General features: G+C 72.3%; 21 protein-coding genes. 9 read left to right on the top strand and 12 right to left on the bottom strand.

All coding sequences use genetic code 11. The features are described from left to right. Positions 1-43: 43 nt before the first annotated feature. On the bottom strand, positions 44-1552 hold the full coding sequence (gene dacB / locus ACIO3R_RS36040; RefSeq protein ID WP_402111242.1) for a D-alanyl-D-alanine carboxypeptidase/D-alanyl-D-alanine-endopeptidase: 1509 nt from the start codon (positions 1550-1552) through the stop codon (positions 44-46). An 86-nt stretch (positions 1553-1638) separates the two neighbouring features. On the opposite strand from dacB, the gene ACIO3R_RS36035 reads away from it, so the two are divergent. After that, positions 1639-2133, top strand: coding sequence for an inorganic diphosphatase (locus ACIO3R_RS36035; RefSeq protein WP_123460069.1), 495 nt, complete (start codon positions 1639-1641; stop codon positions 2131-2133). A 175-nt stretch (positions 2134-2308) separates the two neighbouring features. Then, positions 2309-4015 carry a threonine/serine exporter ThrE family protein gene (locus ACIO3R_RS36030; RefSeq protein ID WP_402111281.1) on the top strand — a complete coding sequence of 569 codons (1707 nt, stop codon included), beginning with the start codon at positions 2309-2311 and terminating at the stop codon, positions 4013-4015. Between the two features lie 72 nt (positions 4016-4087). On the opposite strand, the gene ACIO3R_RS36025 is transcribed toward ACIO3R_RS36030, so the two are convergent. Next, the gene (locus ACIO3R_RS36025; RefSeq protein ID WP_402111240.1) at positions 4088-4783 is read right to left on the bottom strand and encodes a DedA family protein; all 696 of its coding nucleotides are present in this window, start codon (positions 4781-4783) and stop codon (positions 4088-4090) included. Positions 4784-4931: 148 nt separating this feature from the next. Here ACIO3R_RS36025 and ACIO3R_RS36020 point away from each other — a divergent pair, with 148 nt between their 5' ends. From ACIO3R_RS36020 to ACIO3R_RS36010, 3 genes are all read left to right on the top strand, one after another. Then, complete coding sequence (locus tag ACIO3R_RS36020) at positions 4932-5297, top strand: YbjQ family protein (protein WP_385039983.1); 366 nt, start codon at positions 4932-4934, stop codon at positions 5295-5297. 156 nt (positions 5298-5453) lie between these two features. Then, entirely contained in the window at positions 5454-6728 is a 1275-nt protein-coding gene (locus ACIO3R_RS36015) for an ion channel protein (protein ID WP_402111238.1), read from the top strand. Between the two features lie 98 nt (positions 6729-6826). Next, positions 6827-8248 (top strand): glutamate decarboxylase, encoded by a 1422-nt coding sequence (locus tag ACIO3R_RS36010; protein ID WP_385039977.1) that lies wholly within the window; start codon positions 6827-6829, stop codon positions 8246-8248. A 108-nt stretch (positions 8249-8356) separates the two neighbouring features. Here ACIO3R_RS36010 and ACIO3R_RS36005 read toward each other — a convergent pair whose 3' ends face one another. Genes ACIO3R_RS36005 through ACIO3R_RS35995 form a run of 3 tightly spaced genes read right to left on the bottom strand, consistent with a single transcriptional unit; the run spans position 8357 to position 11440 of the window. Then, positions 8357-8998 carry a PadR family transcriptional regulator gene (locus tag ACIO3R_RS36005; RefSeq protein WP_385039974.1) on the bottom strand — a complete coding sequence of 214 codons (642 nt, stop codon included), beginning with the start codon at positions 8996-8998 and terminating at the stop codon, positions 8357-8359. 48 nt (positions 8999-9046) lie between these two features. Next, the gene (locus tag ACIO3R_RS36000; RefSeq protein WP_385039971.1) at positions 9047-10504 is read right to left on the bottom strand and encodes an aldehyde dehydrogenase family protein; all 1458 of its coding nucleotides are present in this window, start codon (positions 10502-10504) and stop codon (positions 9047-9049) included. 54 nt (positions 10505-10558) lie between these two features. Then, positions 10559-11440: a helix-turn-helix transcriptional regulator gene (locus tag ACIO3R_RS35995; protein ID WP_363029629.1), complete on the bottom strand. Its 882-nt coding sequence runs from the start codon at positions 11438-11440 to the stop codon at positions 10559-10561. A gap of 333 nt (positions 11441-11773) precedes the next feature. Here ACIO3R_RS35995 and ACIO3R_RS35990 point away from each other — a divergent pair, with 333 nt between their 5' ends. Then, on the top strand, positions 11774-12271 hold the full coding sequence (locus tag ACIO3R_RS35990; RefSeq protein WP_402111235.1) for an ATP-binding protein: 498 nt from the start codon (positions 11774-11776) through the stop codon (positions 12269-12271). Positions 12272-12341: 70 nt separating this feature from the next. Here ACIO3R_RS35990 and ACIO3R_RS35985 read toward each other — a convergent pair whose 3' ends face one another. Beyond that, the gene (locus ACIO3R_RS35985) at positions 12342-12584 is read right to left on the bottom strand and encodes a DUF397 domain-containing protein (protein ID WP_073733643.1); all 243 of its coding nucleotides are present in this window, start codon (positions 12582-12584) and stop codon (positions 12342-12344) included. A gap of 249 nt (positions 12585-12833) precedes the next feature. Between ACIO3R_RS35985 and ACIO3R_RS35980 the strand changes: the two genes are divergently transcribed. Continuing rightward, positions 12834-13331 (top strand): hypothetical protein, encoded by a 498-nt coding sequence (locus ACIO3R_RS35980; protein ID WP_402111233.1) that lies wholly within the window; start codon positions 12834-12836, stop codon positions 13329-13331. Positions 13332-13351: 20 nt separating this feature from the next. On the opposite strand, the gene ACIO3R_RS35975 is transcribed toward ACIO3R_RS35980, so the two are convergent. The 3 genes from ACIO3R_RS35975 to ACIO3R_RS35965 all read right to left on the bottom strand — a co-directional run bounded on the left by ACIO3R_RS35975 (position 13352) and on the right by ACIO3R_RS35965 (position 17997). Then, a complete protein-coding gene (locus ACIO3R_RS35975; protein ID WP_402111232.1) occupies positions 13352-15493 on the bottom strand; it encodes an FUSC family protein in 2142 nt (713 codons plus the stop codon). A 152-nt stretch (positions 15494-15645) separates the two neighbouring features. After that, the gene (locus ACIO3R_RS35970) at positions 15646-16824 is read right to left on the bottom strand and encodes a DUF2786 domain-containing protein (RefSeq protein ID WP_402111229.1); all 1179 of its coding nucleotides are present in this window, start codon (positions 16822-16824) and stop codon (positions 15646-15648) included. Between the two features lie 261 nt (positions 16825-17085). Continuing rightward, complete coding sequence (locus ACIO3R_RS35965) at positions 17086-17997, bottom strand: NADP-dependent oxidoreductase (protein WP_385030225.1); 912 nt, start codon at positions 17995-17997, stop codon at positions 17086-17088. 119 nt (positions 17998-18116) lie between these two features. On the opposite strand from ACIO3R_RS35965, the gene ACIO3R_RS35960 reads away from it, so the two are divergent. After that, positions 18117-19829 (top strand): bifunctional 3'-5' exonuclease/DNA polymerase, encoded by a 1713-nt coding sequence (locus tag ACIO3R_RS35960; RefSeq protein WP_402111227.1) that lies wholly within the window; start codon positions 18117-18119, stop codon positions 19827-19829. Between the two features lie 18 nt (positions 19830-19847). Here ACIO3R_RS35960 and ACIO3R_RS35955 read toward each other — a convergent pair whose 3' ends face one another. The 3 genes from ACIO3R_RS35955 to ACIO3R_RS35945 form a co-directional block, all read right to left on the bottom strand. Further along, a complete protein-coding gene (locus ACIO3R_RS35955; RefSeq protein ID WP_385030219.1) occupies positions 19848-20060 on the bottom strand; it encodes a hypothetical protein in 213 nt (70 codons plus the stop codon). A 172-nt stretch (positions 20061-20232) separates the two neighbouring features. Then, positions 20233-21066, bottom strand: a complete 834-nt coding sequence (locus tag ACIO3R_RS35950; protein ID WP_385030216.1) for a carbohydrate-binding protein — start codon at positions 21064-21066, stop codon at positions 20233-20235. Positions 21067-21180: 114 nt separating this feature from the next. Continuing rightward, entirely contained in the window at positions 21181-22533 is a 1353-nt protein-coding gene (locus ACIO3R_RS35945; RefSeq protein WP_402111225.1) for an alpha-lytic protease prodomain-containing protein, read from the bottom strand. Between the two features lie 187 nt (positions 22534-22720). Between ACIO3R_RS35945 and ACIO3R_RS35940 the strand changes: the two genes are divergently transcribed. Further along, entirely contained in the window at positions 22721-23401 is a 681-nt protein-coding gene (locus tag ACIO3R_RS35940) for a phosphotransferase (protein WP_402111223.1), read from the top strand. Positions 23402-23444 lie beyond the last annotated feature (43 nt).

Genomic DNA, 23444 nt, shown 5'->3' with positions numbered 1-23444 from the left:
ACCGTACGTGCTCGGCCCTTGATGCGGTGAGGTGTTGACCGGGTCAGCGCCTCTTGCCGGCGGCCAGCGCGGTGGCGAGGGAGTCCAGGGCGGACTGGGCGCCGGACGGGTCGGTGGTGCCCGATGCCAGGAAGGCGAACGCGAGCAGCCGGCCGTGTCCGTCGACGACCGTGCCCGCGAGGGTGTTGACGCCGGTGAGGGTGCCGGTCTTGGCGCGGATCAGGCCGGTGCCGCCGGACTTCGTCGTGTAGCGGCCGCTCAGCGTGCCGCTGAAACCGGCCACCGGGAGCCCGGTGAGGACGGGCCGCAGTTCGGGGTGGTGCGGATCGGCCGTACGGGCGAGCAGACCGGCGAGCAGGGCGGCGGTGACCTTGTCCCGCCGGTTCAGTCCGCTGCCGTCGGCGACGTTCACGCCCCTGAGCGGCAGTTTCAGCTTCTTCAGCTGGGCGGTGACGGCCCGTCGGCCGCCGTCGAAGTCCGCCGGTTCGCCCGCGGCCAGCGCGGTCTGCCGGGCGAGCGCCTCCGCGATGTCGTTGTCGCTGTTGGTCAGCGCCCGCTCGACCAGGCCGGACAGCGGGACGGAGAGGTGCCTGGCGACGGCCCTGGACTTAGCGGCGGCCCTGCCCGAGCCGGGTCCGGACCCGGTGTCGATCCCGGCCTCGCCCAGCAGCTCGCCGAAGGCGTCGGCGGCGTCCCTGGCGGGGTCGGTGCTGCGCGGGGCCGGACCGCTCGCGGTGTCGTCGAGGCGCCCCTCGTCGACCATCAGGGCGCTCAGCGGGGCGATGTTCTCGTTGGGGCCGATCGGGTGGAGCGCGGGCCCGGAGTAGGCGGAGGCGTCGTACCTGAGCCGGACCTCGTGGACCCCGGCGTCCTTCAGGGCGCGTGCGGTGTCGGCGGCCAGGGCGCGCAGGGCCGCCCGGTCCAGGGTGGGGTCGCCGCCGCCGACCAGGGTGACGGTGCGGGAGTCCGCTGAGGCCCGGACGGTGGTGGGGATGCGGTGGTCGGGGCCGAGCGCGGTCAGGGCCGCGACCATGGTGGCGATCTTGACCGTGGAGGCCGGTGTCATGGGGGCGTCGGCCCCCATCCCGTACAGCCGCTTGCCGGTGGCGGTGTCGATGACGACGGCGCTGCGCCGGGTGCCGAGGTCGGGGTCCTTCAGCAGCGGGCCCAGTACGGCGCGGAGTTCGGCGGGTGCGCCGTCCGGGGCATCGGGGGCGTCCGGCGCGGACCGGTTGGCGGCGGTGCCGAGTGCCGCGAGGACGGCCGGGGCGCTGGGGGCGGGGGCGGGTCCGCCGGGTGCGTCGGGGTCGTGATGTGCGCCACCTGTACGGGCCCGAGCGGCCGCCCAGTCCTGCTCGGCCTTACGCTGACCCGAGTCCCAGGGGCCGGCGGCGAGGACGGCGCCGGCTGCGAGCGCCAGGCCGAGAACGGCGGAGACGGCCGTGAACTGCCAGTTGTCCAGCCCGTTCCGCAGGTCGAGGTGGTCCTTCAGGGCCGCCCCGCTCAGCTTGCCGAACGGATTGATCGACGGTCTTTTCACCGGCTCGGCCACCGTTGACCAGCCCCTTTCGCGAGCACACATCCCCGTGGGGGACACTTAACCATCAGTCGTATGTGTTGATCATGGAGGAGCCACCCGTGGAGTTCGACGTCGTTATCGAGATCCCGAAGGGTTCGCGGAACAAGTACGAGGTGGACCACGAGACCGGTCGGATCCGCCTGGACCGTCGACTCTTCACCTCGACCAGTTACCCGGCGGACTACGGTTTCGTCGAGAACACCCTCGGCGAGGACGGCGACCCGCTGGACGCGCTGGTCATCCTGGAGGAGCCGACCTTCCCCGGTTGCCTCATCAAGTGCCGCGCGATCGGCATGTTCAGGATGACGGACGAGGCCGGCGGCGACGACAAGCTGCTGTGCGTGCCGGCCTCCGACCCCCGGGTGGAGCACCTGCGCGACATCCACCACGTGTCGGAGTTCGACCGCCTGGAGATCCAGCACTTCTTCGAGGTCTACAAGGACCTGGAGCCCGGCAAGTCCGTCGAGGGCGCCGACTGGGTCGGCCGCGCAGAGGCCGAGGCCGAGATCGAGAACTCGTACAAGCGCCTTGAGGCGCAGGGCGGCGCGCACTGACGTTCCGTCCGGCTTCGTCGACGGTTCCGGTCACGGTTCCGTTTACGGTTCCGCGCAGCCGACGGGCGGCACACCTTCACCGGTGTGCCGCCCGTTTCGCGTGGGCGGGATGCTCCGCGGCCATACTGGGCAGGAGCGCTACCGAAGACGCGCAGCCGATGGATGAGTGAGGTCAGTGGTGGCGGAGCCGGGCGGTCCCGAGGACCCGAAGCCCCAGTCCGACGAGGCACGCAGTGCGTTCTCCCAGCCCGCCGGGGTGGGGAGGTCGGCGTCGCCGTCCGAGGAGGACCACCCGACGTCGGAGTTCGCCCTCCCGTCCGGCCTGGCGCCTGAGCAGCCGGGTTCCGGATCGGGTTCGGGGACGGGTTCCGCTTCCGGTTCCGGATCGGGCTCGGACACGGCCGGCTCCGCCTTCGCCCCGCCGCGCACCTACAGCACCAGGGACTCGCCCGCCTTCACGCCCGCGCACGGCATCCCGATGATCCGGCTGACCAAGGAAGCCCCCTGGCAGGACCGGATGCGCACGATGCTGCGGATGCCGGTGGCCGAGCGTCCGGCGCCGGAGCCGGTCCAGAAGGCCGACGACGCGGGTCCCGCGGTGCCGCGCGTGCTCGACCTGACCCTGCGTATCGGGGAGCTGCTGCTGGCCGGCGGTGAGGGCGCCGAGGACGTCGAGGCGGCGATGTTCGCCGTGACCCGCAGCTACGGTCTGGACCGCTGCGAACCGACCGTCACCTTCACGCTGCTGTCGATCTCGCACCAGCCCTCGCTGGTCGACGACCCGGTGACGGCGAGCCGTACGGTACGCCGCCGCGGCACCGACTACACCCGACTGGCCGCGGTGTTCCGGCTCATCGACGACATCCACACCGAAGAGGCCGAGATCTCACTCGAAGAGGCCTACCGGCGCCTCGCGGAGATCCGCCGTAACCGGCACCCGTACCCGGGCTGGGTGCTCACACTGGCCGCCGGCGGGCTGGCGGGCGCGGCATCGGTGCTGGTCGGCGGCGGGTTCCTGGTGTTCCTGATCGCGGCGCTCGGCGCGATGCTCGGGGACCGGCTGGCCTGGCTGTGCGCCGGGCGCGGCCTGCCGGAGTTCTACCAGTTCGTCGCCGCCGCGATGCCGCCCGCCGCGATGGGGGTGGCGCTCACGCTCACCCACTGGTCCGACGTACGGCCGTCGGCGGTCATCACCGGTGGGCTGTTCGCGCTGCTGCCGGGGCGGGCCCTGGTCGCGGGCGTGCAGGACGGGCTGACCGGCTACTACATCACCGCGGCCGCCCGGCTCCTGGAGGTCATGTACTTCTTCATCGGCATCGTCGCCGGTGTGCTGCTGGTGCTGTACGGGGGCCTCCAGCTGGGCGCCCAGCTGAACCCGGAGGCGCGGCTCATCTCGCACGACCGGCCGGTGATCCAGATCCTGGCGTCGATGGTGCTGAGCCTGGCCTTCGCGATCCTGCTCCAGCAGGAACGTTCCACTGTGCTGGCGGTGACCCTCAACGGCGGTGTGGCCTGGGTGATCTTCGGGGCGATGACCCGGACCGGCAATATCTCGCCGGTGGCGGCCACGGCGGTGGCCGCCGGTCTCGTGGGGCTGTTCGGGCAGTTGTTCTCGCGGTACCGCTACACCTCGTCGCTGCCGTTCATCACGGCCGCGATCGGTCCGCTGCTGCCCGGTTCCGCGACGTACTTCGGTCTGCTGGGTATCGCGCAGGACCGGCTGAACCAGGGTCTCGCCTCGCTGTCGACCGCGGTGGCGACGGCCGGGGCCATCGCCATCGGGGTGAATCTGGGGAGCGAGATCTCCCGGCTGTTCATGCGGGTGCCGGGTGCGGTCGGTGGCGCGAACCGCCGCGCGGCCAAGCGGACGCGCGGCTTCTGAGACGCCGGGGAGGGCCCGCCGCCAAGGGCCCCCGGCACGAGGGGCCCCGGCACGAGGGGCCCCGGGCGGGCGTCAGCGCTTGGCGTGACGGCCGCGGCGCCCGGCGGCCGGGTCCTGGCCGTCGTCGTCCGCCGCGGCCGCTGCCTTCTTCGACTTGCTGCGGGCGCGCAGGAACTCGATGCCGATCGGCACGACCGAGATCAGCACGATCAGGACGAGCATCGCCTCGATGTTCTTGTGCACGAACTCGATCTTGCCCAGGACCGCGCCCAGGAGCGTCACCCCGGCGCCCCACAAGACCCCGCCGATGATGTTGAACGTGATGAACGAGCGGTAGTTCATCCGGCTCACACCGGCGATGATCGGCGTGAACGTCCGCACGACGGGCACGAAGCGGGCCAGGATCAGCGACTTCGGGCCGTACTTCTCGAAGAACTCGTGGGCCTTCTCGACGTTCTCCTGCTTGAAGAGCCGGGAGTCCGGACGGTTGAAGAGCGACGGGCCGACCTTGCGGCCGAAGAGATAGCCGACCTGGTCGCCGATGATCGCCGCCAGTGCGACCAGGAGGCAGACCAGCCACAACGGGGTGTGCAGCTTGTCCGTCGTCACCAGCAGACCCGTGGTGAACAGCAGGGAGTCCCCGGGCAGGAAGAACCCGATCAGCAGCCCGGACTCGGCGAAGACGATGACCAGCACACCGATCAGCCCGAACTGCCCGATGAGATGGTCCGGGTCCAGCCAGCTCGGTCCGAGCGCAAGCGTATTCAAGGGTCCGGGCTCCAGGATGTGGTCGTTGGCGGCTGCGTGGCCGCCCAAAGCTATCAACGCAACGGAGCTCCTCCGGGTTCCACTGGCCCCCGTGGAGATGCACACGGGGCGAACCGGGGCAAAACTCGGTCCAGGAGGTGCCACAACCATGGGCATTGAGGATTACGGCGGCGGTCAGACGGCACAGGCCGATGTGCTGGTCGTCACCACCAACGACGTACCGGGCCATCAGATCACCCAGGTCATCGGTGAGGTGTTCGGCCTGACAGTCCGCTCGCGCCACCTGGGCAGCCAGATCGGCGCCGGCCTGAAGTCCATGATCGGCGGCGAGCTGAAGGGGCTGACCAAGACGCTCGTCGAGACCCGCAACCAGGCCATGGAACGGCTGGTCGAGCAGGCGAGGGCCCGGGGCGCCAACGCCGTGCTGATGATGCGCTTCGACGTGTCGGAGGCGGCCGACGTGGGCACGGAGGTCTGCGCGTACGGAACGGCCGCGGTGATCAGCAAGCTCTGAGCGGTTACGGGGGTGGGGCGCCCCACCCCCGTCAGCACGCGTCCGCCTGCTCCCGGCACACCTCTGCCGCTTCGCGTGGCGTTGACAGCTCCGAAAGGCCGCCGCACTCCGACCTTTTGGAGGGTTATAGGGCTTTTGTCTCGCTATGGTGAGCCGATGTCCACCGACTCCGCTGTCTCCGCAGAACCGGTCCCCGCGCGCCGGCTGCTGTCGCTCCTCGTGCCCGCCCTGGCCGTCGGAGTGGTCTCGGCCCTCGTCCTGCTCGGCGTCAGCCTGCTCTCGGAGGAGCTGCAGGACGTGCTCTGGCAGACGCTGCCGGACGCGCTGTCCATCGGCCGGTACTCCTCGCTGTGGATGATCGTGATGCTCACCGCGACGGGCCTGGTGACCGGGCTGGTCATCCGGGCGGTACCGGGCCGCGCCGGGCCCGACCCGGCGACCACGGGCCTGGTCGATCCGCCGCTGCCGCCGGGCACGGTGCCGGGCCTGCTGGCCGTGACGGTCCTGGCCCTGGCGGGCGGGGTCAGCCTGGGTCCGGAGAACCCGATCACCGCCGCCAACATCGCGCTGGCCTACTGGGCGGGCCGGCGGTTCGCGCCGGACTCCCCGCCCGCCGTATGGCTCGCGCTCGCCGCGGCGGGCACCATCGGCGCGCTCTTCGGCACGCCCGTCGCCGCCGCCCTGATCCTCACCGAGACGCTCTCCTCCCGCTCCGGGCCCGGAGCGCTCTGGGACCGGCTCTTCGGACCCCTCGCGGCCGGCGCGGCCGGGGCCCTCACCATGAACCTGGCCGCCCACCCCAGCTTCGACCTGTCGCTGCCCGCGTGCACCCACACCCACTGGGGCGACCTGCTCTCCGCGGTCGTGATCGCCTCCGCCGGGGCGGTGCTGGGGCTGGCGGCGGTGTACGCCTTCCCGTACGCGCACAAGGCCTTCCGCGCGCTGTCACACCCGGTCCTGGCGCTGACGCTGGGCGGACTCCTGCTCGGCCTGCTCGGAGCGCTCGGCGGCCACCTCACCCTGTTCAAGGGGCTGGAGGAGGTGAAGGAGCTCACCGCCGACCCGGACGGCCGGTCGGCCGCCGAGTTCGGGCTCATGGCCGTGGTGAAGACCGCGGCCCTGCTGATCGCCGCGACCTGCGGATTCCGGGGCGGCCGGATCTTCCCGGCCGTCTTCTCCGGCGTCGCCCTCGGCCTGTGCGCCCACGCGCTCGTCGACGCGGTGCCGGTGTCCCTCGCGGTGACGTGCGGGGTCCTGGGGGTACTGCTGGCCGTCACCCGCATCGGCTGGCTCAGCCTGTTCACGGCCGCGGTCCTGGCCTCCGACATGAACCTGCTCCCGCTGCTCTGCGTCGCCTCGCTTCCCGCCTGGCTGCTGGTGACGGGGCGTCCGCTGATGCAGCTGAAGGAGGACGGGAGGCCGCTGCACTGAACCCGGGCGGGCCCCGCCGACGCGCCACACGCCCGGACTGTCCGTATGGTCGGATTCGTACGGCCTCGCGGCCAGGAACCGAGAAGGGCAGGTCGGCGATGCCGCTCCACAAGGGCTCACCCCGCAGCGAACCGTCCGCGGAGCAGCGCAGGCTGTCTCTCAACCCGTTCTTCGGAGAGGCCGACCCGACGGCGGGCATGGAGTCCGCGCCGCCCCGGCACAAGCTGCCGGACGGGGCGCTGCCGCCCGCCACCGCGTACCGCCTGGTCCACGACGAGCTGATGCTCGACGGCAACTCACGGCTCAACCTCGCCACCTTCGTCACCACCTGGATGGAACCCCAGGCCGGGGTGCTGATGAGCGAGTGCACCGACAAGAACATGATCGACAAGGACGAGTACCCGCGCACCGCCGAGCTGGAACGGCGCTGTGTGGCGATGCTCGCCGACCTGTGGAACGCCCCCGATCCCTCGACGGCCGTGGGCTGTTCGACGACCGGGTCCAGCGAGGCCTGCATGCTCGCCGCGCTCGCGCTCAAGCGCCGCTGGTCCAAGCGGAACGCCGACCGCTACCCGGCGACCGCCCGGCCCAATCTGGTCATGGGCGTGAACGTGCAGGTCTGCTGGGACAAGTTCTGCACGTTCTGGGAGGTCGAGCCGCGCCTCGTCCCGATGGAGGGCGACCGCTTCCACCTCGACCCGCAGGCCGCCGCCGACCTCTGCGACGAGAACACCATCGGCGTGATCGGCATCCTCGGCTCCACCTTCGACGGCTCCTACGAGCCCATCGAGGAACTGTGCGCCGCCCTCGACGCCCTCCAGGAACGCACCGGCCTCGACATCCCCGTCCATGTGGACGGGGCGTCGGGGGCGATGGTGGCGCCGTTCCTGGACGAGGACCTGGTCTGGGACTTCCGGCTCCCCCGGGTCTCCTCGATCAACACCTCGGGGCACAAGTACGGGCTGGTCTACCCGGGCGTCGGCTGGGCCCTGTGGCGCTCGCCCGCGGAGCTGCCGGAGGAGCTGGTCTTCCGGGTCAACTACCTGGGCGGCGACATGCCGACCTTCGCGCTGAACTTCTCCCGGCCCGGCGCCCAGGTGGTGGCGCAGTACTACACCTTCCTGCGGCTGGGCCGGGAGGGCTACCGGGCCGTGCAGCAGGCGTCCCGCGACGTGGCCCGCGGCCTGGCCGAACGGATCGAGGACCTGGGCGACTTCCGGCTCCTCACCCGGGGGGACCAGTTGCCCGTGTTCGCGCTGACGACCGCGCCGGAGGTGACGGCGTACGACGTCTTCGACGTGTCACGGCGGCTGCGCGAGCGCGGCTGGCTGGTGCCGGCGTACACCTTCCCCGCGAACCGCGAGGACCTGTCGGTGCTGCGGATCGTGTGCCGCAACGGCTTCTCCTCGGACCTCGCGGAGCTGCTGCTGGAGGACCTGCGACTGCTGCTGCCCGAACTGCGCGCCCAGGATCACCCGTTGAGCCGGGACCACGGCCCGGCCACGGCCTTCCACCACTGAGAGGCCGACGTCACCGAGGGCGGCGGCCCAGGTGTCCCCGCCGCCGCCCGGGTTGCCGACCGCGGTGGCCCTTCCCGCGCCGTTGGGGCCGAGCACCGTCAGACTTGATCAGTGAGCGTCCCCGGGATCGGCGACACCGGTGGCGTACGGGTTCTCCTCGCCCTCGGCGAGCACGCCGACGAACGGTTCGCCCTCACCCGCGAACGTGTACGCCCCGCCCTCGATCCGGGCGATCAGCCCGCGCGTCCAGTCCGCGCCGGCGTCCGCCGAGTGCACCCACATGTTCATGATCTCGCCGATGTGCCCGATCGACTCGGGGCCCGCCTCCGGCGTGTAGTACTCGGTGACCGCCGACCGCCACGTGGCCAGGCCCGCCACCCGCTCCTTGAGCAGGGACACCGCCTCCGACCGCTCCAGGTCGACGATGCCGCCCAGTCCCGCGGAGAGCACGTCCAGCTTCTGGTCGTACGAGGTCAGCGCCGCGCGCAGCAGCGTGAAGTACTCCTCGTCGCCCTGCTCGGTGATCTCGTACTCGGTACGCGGCGGGCCGCCGGCGGTGCTCGGGGCGACCTCGTGGGCGAGCAGGACGCCCTGCTTCGCCATCTGCTTCAGTGCGTGGTAGATCGATCCCGGCTTGGCACTGGACCACTCCTGGGCGCCCCAGTACTCCAGGTCGTTGCGGATCTGATAGCCGTGCGCCCGGCCGTGCTGCCGCACGGCACAGAGAACCAGCAGCCGGATCGCGGACATACCCACACACCTTTCTACTCAACTTTGATGAGAGTAGCCGCGCGTGATTCAGAGCGGGAAAACGCTCCGGCCGTGCTGGATCGATATCCACTTCTGGGTGGTGAAGGCGTCCACCGTCGCCTCGCCGTTCAGCCGGCCCGTCCCGGACCGCTTCTCGCCGCCGAAGGCGACCAGTGGGTCGTCCTGGACGGTGGCGTCGTTGACGTGGAACATCCCGCTGCGGATCCGCCGGGCGAACCGGACCCCGCGTTCGGCGTCCGCGGTGTGCACCGCGCCGCTGAGCCCGTAGGGACTGTCGTTGGTCATCCGTACGGCCTCGTCCTCGCCGTCGAACGTGGCCAGCAGCGCCACCGGGCCGAGGATCTCCTGGGAGAGCAGCGGGGAGTCGTCCGCGAGTCCGGTGAGCACGGTCGGCTCCACGAGATTGCCGCGGGTGCGGCCCCTGACCAGCGCCGTGGCGCCGTCCGCGACCGCCTGGTCGACGAGCGCGGTCAGGGCGTCCGCCTGGAAGGTGTTGATGACGGGGCCGATCTGGGTGTCCGGGTCACGCGGGTCCCCGGTCCGCAGCGCCGCCACGCGTGCGGTGAACTTCTCGGTGAACTCGGGCGCGACGGCCCGGTCCACCAGAATGCGGTTGGCGGCCATGCAGACCTGGCCCTGGTAGACGAAGCGGCTGAAGACCGCGGCGTCGACCGCGTAGTCGATGTCCGCGTCGTCGAGCACCACCAGGGCGCTGTTGCCGCTGAGTTCGAGGATGGTGCGCTTGAAGAGGGCGCCCGCCGTCGCGCCGACGTGGCGGCCGACCCGGTCCGATCCGGCGAAGGAGATCACCTTGGGGACGGGGTGCGCTATGAACGCGTCGCCTATCTCGGCCACGTCGGTGACCAGGATGTTGAGCAGTCCGGCCGGCAGGCCCGCGTCGTGGAAGATCTTGGCGACCAGCCCGCCGCCGACCACCGGGGCGTTCTGGTTGGGCTTGACGACGACCGCGTTGCCGAGCGCCAGGGCCGGTGCGGCCGACTTCATCGTCACCAGGAAGGGGAAGTTGAAGGCGCTGATGACGCCGACGACCCCGACGGGCCGCCGGTAGAGCCGGTTCTCCTTGCCGTCCACCGGGGACGCCAGGATCCGGCCGCCGGGGTGCAGCGCCTGATGGGCGGCCTCGCGCAGGAACTCCTGGGCGGCGCGCAGTTCGTACCACGCCTTGGACCGGGTGCCGCCCAGCTCGTCGATGACGGCCTCGACGATCTCGTCGGCCAGTTCCTCGGTGATGCGCAGGGCCCGTTCCATGACCCGGGCGCGCTCGTACGGGCTCGTGGTGGCCCAGGACCGCTGCGCGCGCTCGGCGGCGCGGTAGGCGCGGTCGACCTCTTCGACGGTGGCGATGGTGATCGCGGCGAGCTTTTCCCCGTTGTAGGGATTGAAATCAATGATGTCCCACGAGCCGGTGCCGGTGCGCCATTCACCGTCGATGTACTGGTCGGCCAGCTCGCGGAAGAAGGACATGCGATCCCTTACTGCAGGTGCAGACTCCTGTGGGGGTGTCATGGTACTGAAATATCAGGAGAGTTGGAGTAGACCACGGAGCAGATCCCGGCTCTCCTCGGGACCTGGACTGTCCGCGTGGAGCCGCACCATCGCCTTTTCGTACTGGGCGACTTCTTCGGCCTTGTCCAGATAGAGCGCACTTGTCAGCTGCTCCAAATAGACAATGTCCGACAGATCGGATTCCGGGAATCGCAGCATCGTAAAAGAACCGCTCTCCCCCGCATGTCCGCCAAAACTGAAGGGCATCACCTGGAGAGTGACGTTCGGCTGCTCCGACATTTCGATCAGATGCCGCAATTGCCCGCGCATCACCTCGCGCCCGCCGTACGGCCGGCGCAACGCCGCCTCGTCCAGCACGGCGTGGAAGCGGGGGGCCCGCTCGGCGACGAGTGCCTTCTGCCGCTCCAGCCGCAGCGCGACCCGGCGGTCGATCTCGGCAGCGGGGGCGCCGCGCATTCCCCGGGAGACGACCGCGTGGGCGTATCCCTCGGTCTGCAACAGCCCGTGCACGAACTGGACTTCGTAGATCCGGATGAGCGAGGCCGCCCCTTCCAGACCGATGTATGTCTGGAACCAGCCGGGCAGCACATCGCCGAAACTGTGCCACCAGCCCGCCACGTTGGCCTCACGGGCCAGGCCGAGCAGGGAGTCGCGCTCCACCTCGTCCGTGACGCCGTAGAGCGTGAGCAGGTCCTCGACGTCCCTGGCCTTGAAGCTCACCCGTCCCAACTCCATGCGGCTGATCTTCGATTCGGAAGCCCGGATGGAGTAGCCGGCCGCCTCACGGGTGATACCGCGCGAGTCACGCAACCGTCTGAGCTGTGAGCCCAGCAGGATGCGCCGCACCACGGATCCACTCGACTCGCCTGCCGCCACTGGTCCAACCCTCCCCATCGCTTCCCGGGCATCGGAGCTCCCCCTGAACCCCAAGAGCCGGATTCTGCCATCAAAACGCTTCAGCCCGTACTCATTCGATTACGGAAATGGGAAGACTTGCCCAAGACCCCAAATCTCCCCACAGGAAGAAATGAGCAAGAACCGGCACGGGATCGGACAGGTCAGGCACGTGCACGTGCATCTGCCCTTGCATCTGCCCTGCGCATTCGGAACCATGGGCGTCGCGCACCTGCGTGCTCGTTCGTGTTGTGCCGCTGTACCCGAGTACCCGTAGTACCGAGACAGCCGCGAATCCCGGGAGTGCCTCGCATGGGGACGAATGGATCGACGATGCTCGAGCCCTTACGACAGGGGCTTCCCCCCATCGATCCCTCTGCCGTCTCCGGATCGGCCACCTGCACGCTGCCCGCCCGTTACGAGGCCGTCGGCGGGGCCAGGCAGTTCACCAGGTCGACCCTGACCGGCTGGGATCTGAACGAACGGTTCGACGATGTCGCCCTCGTCGTCTCGGAGCTGGTCACCAACGCCCTGCGGCACGCGCTGCCCGCCGACATCCCGCGCGAACCCCAGGACCCGCCCGTGCGGCTGCACTTGATGCGCTGGACGTCACGGCTGGTGTGCGCGGTGCGCGATCCGAGCCAGGCGAGCCCGGTGGCGTCGGCGGCCGCCGACTCGGCGGAGTCGGGCCGCGGCCTCTTCCTGGTGGAGTCCTTCAGCGACTGCTGGGGCTGGCACCACTCACCCGTACTGAGTACGGAGGGCGCCCCCGGCGCCGCGCTGCGCGGGAAGGTCGTCTGGGCGCTCTTCCGGCTGTCCGACCCGGCGTGACACACCGCCGGGCGGACCGGGCGACGCCGCGCACGACGGCGGGGCGCGGTGTCGCGCGGCGGGACGGAGGTCAGCCCTCCGCTATGAGGTGGTCGAACTCCCCGTCCTTGACGCCGAGCAGCAGCGCCTCTATCTCGGCCGGCGTATAGACCAGCGCCGGACCGTCGGGGTGGCGCGAATTCCGCATCGCCACATCCCCGTCGGGCAGTTTCGCGAACTCCACACAGGATCCCTGGGAGTTGCTGTGTCTGCTCTTCTGCCAGGCGACTCCGCGAAGCTCTGTCGCCGCCATGCCGTTGTACACGTGGTGCACAGGACGCTCCCCGAGTTGCAAGGTGCAAGTGTCAACTGTCTCGGATCATAGCTCTGTTCAATTTCTCCTGCATGAGCGGATGCATGGGCAGATGCACGTGCACGGGCGGTGTTCCTCTGATTACAGCTTCTCGCAGGAGAGACGGATGACGGGCCTGTTCCGCTCCCGATTCCCCGAGTTGGCGCTCTCAAGCCTGTCGCGACTCACTGGTAGCTTGGCTGGTCTTTCGTCATCCAGGGGGAATTCCACATGCGCAAACCCATACGTACAGGTGCAGTTGTCGTCACCGGCCTGCTGACCGCTCTCGCACTCACCGGCTGCGGCAGCGACGGCGACAAGGGCGGCGCGGACGGGAGTTCCGGCTCCGCCACGGCCCCGGCCCCCGACACCGGTGATGCCTCCGACTCCGCGACGGACGGCGGGGACAGCGCTTCCACCGGCGGGCTCAAGGCGCTGGAGGGCGCCTGGGCCGGGCTGACCGACGGCAAGGCCGTGGTGCTGTCCGTCGCATCCGGGAAGGCCGTCGTCGTCGCCGACTCCCATGTCTGCTCGGGCAGCGCCAAGGGCGCGGAGAAGGTGACGCTGGCACTCACGTGCGCCGACGGCGACACCGGCCGGACCGCGGGGGCCGTCGAGTCCAACGACGGCAAGACCCTCGTCGTCTCGTGGGACGGCGGGACCAAGGACACCTTCGCCAAGACCGACGCCGACTCGCTCGAAGGACTGCCCGGCCTGCCGACCCCGTGACACCCCCGGCGGACACGGCCTCAGTCGTCGTCGGAACCGGACCGCGAACCGTCGTCCAGGCCGCGGGAGAACTCCTCCAGGGCTTCGAGCAGGAGCCCGGCCCCGTTCCGTACGACCGGGTCCGACTCCCCCTCGCGCAGCCGCTCCTCCTCGTCCCACTTCTCCAGCGCCTCCCGCACCGGACCCCAGTCCGGCACCCGCCTCTCCCGCACCGCCTTCGCACCCTGTTCCGTGGACCGGCGCAGCGCCTCGGCCAGCGGGGCGGCCTCCGGCACGGGGGTGGCGCCGCCCTCCGGGAGGTGCGCCTCCATCAGCATCGCGACCCGGCCGAGCTGGGACAGCGCGTGCTGGGTGTCGTCCGCGGCGGCGCGCGAGAGGCCGCGGTGGCGCACCGGTTCGTGCTGGGCGGTGTCCACCGCCTCCTGCCAGGCGACCCGGGCCGCACGGGTGCGCAGCAGCGCGTTGCGGACGTCGTCGTGCCCGCGATAGGCCGGATCGGCGTACTGGTCGACGACAGAGGCGGCGTACCGGCCGTCCTCCTTCAGCCAGTCGCCGAGCCGGTTGCGCAGCCGCGGGGTCTCCCACGCCGGGTAGACGGCGTACGAGATCATCGCGAGGAGCCCGCCGCCGAGGGTGAGGACGACCCGTTCCAGCACGGTCTGCGACCAGTCGTCGCCCGCCATGCCCAGCAGGAAGACGACGTACGCGGCGACGCACGCCTGCCCGACCGAGTAGCCGGTGCGCATCAGCAGGTACATCAGCAGGGCGCAGGCCACGGCGAACACGGCGGACAGCCCCACGTCGGGGTGGGCGGTCTGGACGATCGCGGTGGCGAGGAAGACCCCGACGACGGTGCCGCCGAAGCGGGCCACGGAGCGTTCGTACGTCTGGGAGAACTCCGGCCGCATCACCATGACGGCCGTCATCGGCGCCCAGTAGCCGTGGCCGTACGGCAGCAGGGTGCCGAGGAGGTAGCCGACGGCGGCGACGACGGAGACCCGGATGGCGTGCCGCAGGATCGGGGAGCCGTGGTGCAGTTCGCCGCGCATCGACTTGAGCACGACCGGGACCAGTCGCAGCAGGGTGGGGCGCCGCTGGTGCTCCGGCTGCCGGCGGCCCCGGCCCGCCGCGATGGCGTCGGCGGTCTCCTCCGCCTCGGCCCGTTCCTCCTTGGTGCCGTCGCCCTCCGCCGCCTCGATGACGTCGGAGAGCAGCGCGGCCAGCCGGTCGGCGGCGCGGAGCGGCGGGCCGGTGAGCAGCGCCCCGGTGTCGGGGGTCTTCAGGGCGGCGACGGAGGGCTCGGGGAGCCGCACCGGGTCGCCGTGCCGGATGGCCCGCGCCGCCGCGTCGAGCAGCGACGCGGCGGCGGCGAGCAGTTCACGGACCCGGTCGCGCTCCGGGCCCTCGGCCGGTACGCCCATGGCCGGGTCCGCGAGTGAGGCGAGCACCGGTCTGATCCGCTCGGCGACCCCGCGTGAGCCGTGCAGTTCGGCCGGGCGGCGGCGGGCCTGGCGCGGGGTGACGGCGGCCGCGCTGCGGGCCAGCATCAGCGGCACCGGGTCGAAGTGGGCGACCGGGTCGTGGCGCAGCCTGCGGGCGTAGTCCGCCTCGGCGGCCAGCGCGTCGGCGAGGGCGTCGCGCTGGGCTCCCCATCTCCGGACCGGGAACAGCACGATCAGCGCCGCCTGGACCACTCCGCCGAACGCGATCATCGCCCCGTGCAGGGCCGCCTGGGCGACGGAGGTGGGCAGGGTGATCGTCACCAGCATGATCGCGACGTTGGACGCGGCGATGATGCCGCCCGTCGGGCCCGCCGCCCAGGCCAGCCCGGCAAAGAAGGTCCAGAGCACCAGCAGGACCATGAAGAGCGCCAGCCGGGAACCGGTGACATAGCCGAGGAACGTGGACACCGCGAGGCTCGCGCCGGAGATGAGGGCGAGCACCGGGCGCGGCCGCCAGCTGCGCTGGAAGGTGGCGATGGCCGCCTGGAACGCGCCGAACGCGGAGCTGGCCGCGACCACGGGTCCGAAGAAGGCCAGGCTCACGCCGATCACCAGGGCCAGACCGGCCGCACCGCGGATGGCGATCAGCGGTTCGAGACGCCGTCGCTCGATCGTCAGCCCCGAGCGGGCGGTCTCCTTCAGCGCCCGGAGCCAGCTCATGCCGAGAGCCTAGCCGGGTTTACCGTTATGCCCGAGTTGTCGCGACCGGTGGCCGGGCCTCGTCACCGAACCGGCCCTGCCCCCTCCATCGCCCCGCCATCCCCATCGCCCCGCCGCCCCCGCCGCCCTCGCGCAGGTTGCGCGCGATGCCGTCAGCCGGAGATCTCCGGGGCGTCCGCGCCCATCCTGGCCCGGTCGGCGGCGGCCGTCCCGTGGGTCCAGCCGTCCGGGTCGGTGGCGCCCCGCACCCGGGTGGTCGTGGTCTGCGGGAACATCCGCTCGGCGGTGTCCGTGACCGCCATGTCGCGGGCGGCCAGCACGGGCAGCAGCCCGGGGTCCGCCGCTGCGGAGGGGCCGGCCGCACTGCCCTCCGCGTCGGCCTCCGCGGTGGCGCGGGCGGTGCCGTCGGCCAGCCGGCGGCCCAGCCGCTGGGCGTACGCCATCAGGAAGGACTGCCGGAAGGTCTTGGTCCGTTTGCGCCCGCCGGCCCGCTGGCCCGCCTCGGCCCTGGTCATCGCCACGGTGCCCTGGACCAGCAGCGAGGTGTGGAGCAGTTCCACGGCCTCCAGGTCCGGTTCGAAGCCGACGACCGTCGTGAAGCCGAGGTCACTGTTCCACACGGCCCGGCAGCGGTTCGCGGAGGCGACGGCGTCGAGCAGGATCGCCTTGGCCGTCTCGTAGGGGGCGTCCACCCCGATCCGGCAGGCGCCCGGCGCGCGGCTGCTGTGCGTACGGGCGGCGAGCAGCGCCTCGTCGATGCTGTGCCGGGCCATCAGCTCCTGCGCCTTGGTGGTGAGCGCCTCCGCCTCCTCGGGGAACCCGGTCGCCTCCGCCTTGGCCAGCAGGGCCCGGATGCGGGTCAGCATGCGGGGTTCGTCGTGCGCGGGCGGCAGGTTCAGCCCGTCGCGCGGCGCACCGGGCGGGGGTCCGACCGGCTCGATGACGGGCAGCCGCAGGAGCAGCCGGTAGAGCCCGAGCAGCTCGGAGGCGTACGTGAACCGGTCGGGCCGGTTGGCCGGGGGCGCCGGGGGCAGCTCGTCCAGCTGGGGCTGCCAGCGGGGCGGCAGCCGCTCGTACCGCCGGACCTCCGAGGTGATCAGCCCGGCGGCCAGCCCGGCCCGGTGCTCGTCGAGTTCGCGCCGGACGACCCGTACGAGGTCGGCGGGCAGCCAGCCGCGCTCCCAGGCGCGCCGGACGAACTCCTCGCCGCGCCGCAGCAGCTCGGCGTCGGCCGCCGGGTCGGCCGCGAGGAGGGAGGCGCCGGTGTCGAGACCGGCGTCGCCGTCCGAGTAGAGGGCAGCCGCGAATGCCTGGTCGATCACCGGTTCCATGAGGTCAGGGTAGGCGGGGCGGGGTCGGGGGGGGGGGGTTGGTGAGGCCCGGGGGGGTGATAGAGCCCCCCCCCCCACCCCCGGCCCCCCCCCGCCCGCGCGCGCGGCCCGCGGCCGCGGGGGGGGGGGGGGGGGGGGGGGGGGGGGCCCCCCCCCCCCCCGCGGGGCCGCCCCCCCCCCCCCCCACCCCGCACTCGCCGTCCCTGTCCTGTCGGCGCGCGTCCCCTCGGCAGGCCTGCCCCGGCGCCCGGCCGGGACGCGTCACGGCAGGAGGACGAGCTTCCCCCGTACGTGCCCCGCCTCGCTCAGCCGCTGCGCGTCGGCCGCGTCGACGAGCGGCAGGGCCCGCTCGACCGGCACCCGCAGCTCGCCGTCGGCGGCGAGCCTGGCGTGCTCGGCCAGCTGCGCCCCGGACCGGGAGCCGCCCCCGGAGAAGGCGACCCCGTACTCGGCCGCGTTCTGGTCGGCGATGGTGACGATCCGGTCGGTGGTGCCGCCGCGCAGCTCGATGGAGTCCGGCAGCGCGCCGCGCCCCGCCACGTCGAAGACCGCGTCCACACCCTGTGGAGCGGCCTCGCGCACCCGGCCGACCAGCCCCTCCCCGTACTCCACCGGGGTCGCGCCGATCACCCGCAGATAGTCGTGGTTGGCCGCGGACGCCGTGCCGATCACGGTCGCGCCCCGGGCCGCCGCCAGCTGCACCGCGGCCGAGCCGACGGCTCCGGCCGCCCCGTGCAGCAGCAGGGTGTCGCCCTCGCCGACGGCGAGCTCGTCCAGGACGCGCTGGGCGGTGTTCGACGCGATGGTCAGCGCCGCCGCGTCCTGCCAGCTCAGCTCGGCCGGCTTGGGGGCGACGAGCGTGGCATCGGCCAGGGCGTACTCGGCGTAGGAGCCGGTGGCGCTCCAGCCCAGCACCTCGTCACCCACCTCGACACCGGTGACCCCTTCCCCGGTCCGGTCGACCACCCCGGCGAACTCGACGCCGGGGATCGCCGGGAGCGAGGTCGGGAAGGCCTCCTGCATCCAGCCGTGCCGGATCTTGTAGTCCATCGGATTCACCCCGGCCGCCATGACCTTCACCCGTACCTGCCCCGGACCGGGGTGCGGGTCCTCGACCCGGGCCGGATGCAGGACCTCGGGTCCGCCGAACTCCTCGAAAACGATCGCTTCCATCGCGCCTGTCCTCTCGGTGGCTGCCGCGGGCCCCGAAGCAGGCCCCTGCCGATCCTCCCGTCTGCGACGCGTGCGCGCACGCCGCCTCGCTGTCAGTGCCGGGTGCCAGACTCGGCCATATGACCGAACGCTGGGCGCTGGCCACCACGGAGAGCGGTGGCGCACGCCTCGTCCCGCTCGACCGCACCGGCCTGCCCACCGCCCCGGCCGTGACCGAACCCGATCTGGTCGAGGCCGTCCGCTCGCGTCCCGGAGTCACCCGCTGGGTGTGGCGCTCGACCGCCGAGATCTATCCCAGGCTGCTCGCCGCCGGGGTGCCCGTGGCGCGCTGCTACGACATCGAGGCCGCCGAGTCCCTCCTGCTGGGACACGAGGGTCGGCTCGGCGAACCCCGCTCCGCGGCCGCCGCCCACGCCCGGCTGCTGGGCGTCGCGGTGCCGCCCGATCCGCCGCCGCGCTCGGCGGAGCCCGGCTCCCAGTCCTCCCTGTTCGAGCCCAGGTCCGGCACGGACCTGTCCTTCGACGCCCTGCTCCGGGTCTACGCGGACCAGCTCGCCCGGCACGACGCCACGGACCGTCCGGGCCGGATGCTCCTGCTGACGGCCGCCGAGTCGGCCGGCATGCTGGTCGCCGCCGAGCTGCACCGCGCGGGGCTGCCCTGGCGGGCCGACGTCCACCGGGACGTCCTCCAGGAGCTGCTGGGCGAGCGGTACGCGGGCGGTGGCGAGCCCCGCAAGCTGGCCGAGCTGGCGGACGAGGTGTCCGCAGCCTTCGGCCGCAGGGTCCGCCCGGACCTCCCTGCCGACGTGGTGCGGGCGTTCGCCCAGGCCGGCATCAAGGTGAAGTCGACCCGCCGCTGGGAGCTGGAGGAGCTGGACCACCCGGCGGTGCGGCCGCTCGTCCAGTACAAGAAGCTCTACCGGATCTGGACGGCCCACGGCTGGAGCTGGCTCCAGGACTGGGTCCGCGACGGCCGCTTCCGCCCCGAGTACCAGCCGGGCGGCACGGTCAGCGGCCGCTGGACGACCAACGGCGGCGGCGCCCTCCAGATCCCCAAAGTGATCCGGCGGGCGGTCGTCGCCGACGACGGCTGGCGGCTGGTCGTCGCGGACGCCGACCAGATGGAGCCGAGGGTGCTGGCCGCGATCTCCCGCGACCGGGGCCTCATGGAGGTGGCCGGGCACGACGGCGACCTCTACACCGCGCTGTCCGACCGCGCCTTCCACGGCGACCGCGACCACGCCAAGATCGCCCTGCTGGGCGCCGTCTACGGCCAGACCTCGGGGGACGGCCTGAAGAATCTGGCCGCGCTGCGCCGAAGATTCCCGCACGCCGTCGCCTATGTGGACGATGCCGCGAAGGCGGGGGAGGAAGGCCGTCTCGTACGGACCTGGCTCGGCCGCACCAGCCCGCCCGCGGCAGGCCACGGGGACGACGGGGAGGCCGGTATCCCGCAGGAGGGCGACGACCTGCCGGCGGACGGCTCCGAGCGCGCGGCGGACGGCGGGTTCACGCCCGGTTACGCCTCGTCCGACGCCCGCGCGCGCGGCCGCTTCACCCGCAACTTCGTGGTGCAGGGCAGCGCCGCCGACTGGGCGCTGCTGCTCCTGGCCGCCCTGCGCCAGTCGCTCGGCGCCGCCGGGCTCCGGGCCGAACTGGTCTTCTTCCAGCACGACGAGGTGGTCGTGCACTGTCCGCTGGAGGAGGCCGGGACGGTGGTGGAGGCGATCCGGGCCGCCGGTGAACTGGCCGGACGGACCGCCTTCGGCGAGACACCGGTGCGCTTCCCGTTCACCACGGCGGTGGTGCGGCGCTACTCGGACGCGAAATGAGGGTCGGGGACATGAGGGTCAGGGGCTGTGCGGCGGACGCGGCCCCGGAGGCGGTGTGCCGCCGCCACGGCGGCCGGCGGACGGGGTGCGGAACACGGTGAGCCCGTGGTTCCGGGGAACAGCGGCGGCGGCCAGGTGCCGGTGGCGGTTGCGTCCGTTGAGCAGATGGATCGCGAGCGCCACCACGGCGATCATGCCGATGACTACCACCACGGTGATCAGGGTCTCCATGCGTTCTGACCTCCTCGGGCCGTCCCCCGCCATCCCCCTGCCGTCCCTCCAGGCTACTGCGCGCGCACCCGCGACGGCGGCCCGAGGAGCGGTCCGGCCCGGGAACGGCGGGTGCCCCGGGGGAGGAGCCCGGGGCACCCGCGGCGGCGGTGGTGCCCGCCGGTCCGCTCGTCTACCCGCGTTCCCACAACGCGGGGACGTTCGGCGGCTCCCAGCCGGTCAGGGCGGTGTGCCCCTGCAGACAGCGGTACGCGACCCCGCCGTACGTGACGCGGTCTCCCGCGCTGTAGAGCGTGCCCGTCGCCCAGCTGCCGCCCGGATCGGTCGGGTCCGTCGGATCGGTCGGATCGGTCGGGTCCTGCGCGATGTCGAGGACGAAGTCGAAGGTCCCCTCCTTCGCGGAGCCGACCGCCCGGACGTTCATCAGGAGCGCCGGGTCGAAGATGCTGTCGGTGTTGTTCCGCGGCTCGCCCGGGAAGTAGAGCTGTGTGGTGAGGATTCCCGAGCCGGGCGCCTGGGCCTTCACATGGATGTGCCGGGTGCGGCCGGGGTACAGCCCCGGCACGACGGTGGAGAGGGTGAACGCACCGGAGGCGTCGGTGAACTGGTGCCCGCGGAAGCCGAATCCGCTCATGTCGTACGCGCCGTTGGTGTCGGCCTGCCAGAAGTCGAGCAGTACCCCGGCGACGGGTTCGCAGGACCGGCCGAAGACATAGCCGCTCACGGTCAGCCGGACGCCGGGCGTACCGGAGGTCACCAGGCTGGTGCGGAGCGGGGAGTTGGGCTTGAAGTACGGGCCCTCGATCTGGTCGTGGGTCGGTTCGTCGCCGTCGTCGCAGTCCGGTGTCGGCGCGAGCGGCAGGGCGGTGGAGCCGGTGTCGCGCGCCAGCGCCACCCCGGTCCCGGCGAACAGCGGGACCGCGGTGGCCACCAGGGCCGCCTTGAGCAGTGTCTTGCGGCTGATCCGCCGGTCTTCGGAGAAGCGGTCAACGGGTTCGGGGGTCATGGCGGACTCCTCGGGATGGTGGGGAAGGGCACGTGCGGGTGCGTGGGGGCCCGGGGGCACTGCCCCGGGCCCCGGTCCTCGATCGCCGGAGGGGCTCGGAACGCGGTACGGGTGCTACAGCGCCTGCCACAGCGCGGGAACGTTCACGGGCGTCCAGCCGGCCTGGGCCTGGTGCCCCTGGAGGCAGCGGTAGCTGACCGAGCCGTACGTCACCACGTCGCCCGCGGCGTACACCGTGCCGGCCGCCCAGCTCCCGCCGGGTTCGGTCGGGGGGTCGGTCGGGTCGGTCGGGGTGCCGCTGGTGACCAGGGTGAGTCCGTACGCCTGGAGCGCCGGGTTCACCGGCTGGAAGTACGTCGTGCCGCCCTGCGAGCAGTTGCCGGTGCCGCCGGAGGTGACGCCCTGGGCCTGGCTGCCGGAGATGAACGAGCCGCCGGAGTCGCCGGGTTCGGCGCACACGTTGGTGCGGGTCACTCCGGAGACGGTGCCCTCCTGGTAGGTGACGCTGCTGTTGCGCTGCTGGACGGTCCCGCAGTGCCAGCCGGTCGTCGAGCCCGAGCGGCAGACCGACGAGCCCTCCAGCGCCTCGGTGGAACCGGTGACCGTCACATCGCCGTTGCCGTACCCGTTCACCAGCGGCCGCGGGGTCCAGCCGGTGTTCGCGGCGACCCAGGAGTAGTCACGGCCGGGGAAGGTGGAGCCCTGGAAGGAGCCCTGGGCCTGCTGGTTGTAGCCGCTGGTGCTGACGCCCGGGGTTCCGCAGTGCCCGGCGCTGACGAAGCCGCCCTGGGTGCCGCGCTTGACGGGGAAGCCGATGGAGCAGCGGCCCGTGCCGTTCATGTAGTACGCGTCACCGCCCCGCAGATCCGTGAACGTACGCGGCACACCCACTGCCTGACTGACTGTCACCAGTTTCCGCGACACTCCGGCCGCCGCGAGGAAGGTATCGGCGGCGGCGCCCCGGCCGGCCTCGACGACGACGCGGTTGGTGCGCACATCGACGTACCAGACGGGTATGTCCTCCGGCGCCCGGTGCAGCGCCACCCGGTCGAGGGCGGCCTTGGCCGAGGTGAGTTCGGCCAGGCTGTGGCCGACGACGACGGGCCGCGCACCGGCCTCGGTGATCGTGGCGGCGTCCGCCGCGTCGGTGGTGGCGACGGTCAGTTCCGCCGCGTCGCCGCTCACCCGGGCCCCGGCGAATCCGGCACCGAGCGAGTGCCGCAGCCCGGCGGCCACGGCTGCCGCGCGGGACTCCGCACCGACCCTGGCGCGCGCCCGGTCGGCGGTGAGCCCGAGATCGCGCTCCATCGCCTTGAGCAGGCCGGGAGAGAGCTGTTCCGCCCCGGCGACGGGCGCGGCGGGCGCGGGGGACGGGTCGGCGGACGCGGTGCCGGTCAGCCCGGCCAGGGCGAGCACACCGACGGCCACGGTGGCGGTGCACACGGCCGATGCACGTCTTCGGAGCATGGATCTCTCCACGTAACTCTCCTTGATTGCGGGGGAATTGCCGACAACGTAGCCGCGCGCAACCGGCGCCAGGAGATCCCGTCCACCCCATCGCATCACGTTATGGGGTAGCCGTGACCGGCGGCGATACGGCGAAACACCCGCTCCCGGTCTCCCCGCCCGCGACCGGCGCGAGTAGGTTCCCCTCATGCGAATAGGCCAACTGCTGGGCACCGGACGCTCCGCCGACGTATACGAACTGGATGAGGAGTGGGTCCTGCGGCGCTACCGCGTCGGGCTGGACGCCACCCGCGAGATGCCCGTCATGTCCTACCTCTCGGCCTCCGGCTACCCGGTCCCCCGGCTCGGTCCGCTGCCCGTGTCGGCAGGTCCCGGCGATCTGGTCCTGGAGCGCCTGACCGGTCCGACGATGCTGGAGTCGCTGGTCTCCGGTGCGCTCGGCGGGGACGAGGGCTCCGCCATGCTGGCCGGCCTGCTCGCCGATCTGCACAGCGTCCCGGCCCGGCTCTCGGCGGATCCCGAGGACCGGATCCTCCACCTCGACCTGCATCCGGGCAATGTGATGCTGACGGCCGACGGCCCCGTGGTGATCGACTGGAGCGGCACCGAGGAGGGCCCGCCCGCCCTGGACCGGGCCATGTCCGCACTGATCCTGGCCCAGGTCGCGGTCGATCCCCGGGTCCCGGAAGCGGCGGGCGCCCGCGCGCTGCTGGACACCCTGATGCCCCTCCTCGCCGTTGACGACGGCATCCCGGCCCGCCACCTCGCCGCGGCGGCGGCCCGCCGTGCCGCCAATCCGACGATGAGCCCGGCCGAAGTGGCCCTCATCGGCGACGCGTCGGACCTGGTCGCCGCGCTGTCGGGATGAGATCCGGCCGCGGTGGGCCCGGTCCGCGGGCCCACCGCGGAAC

Origin of the sequence: Streptomyces sp. NPDC087428 (genome assembly GCF_044744085.1) — a bacterium.
Lineage (GTDB): Bacteria > Actinomycetota > Actinomycetes > Streptomycetales > Streptomycetaceae > Streptomyces.
This window is presented reverse-complemented; position numbering and strand designations above follow the sequence as displayed.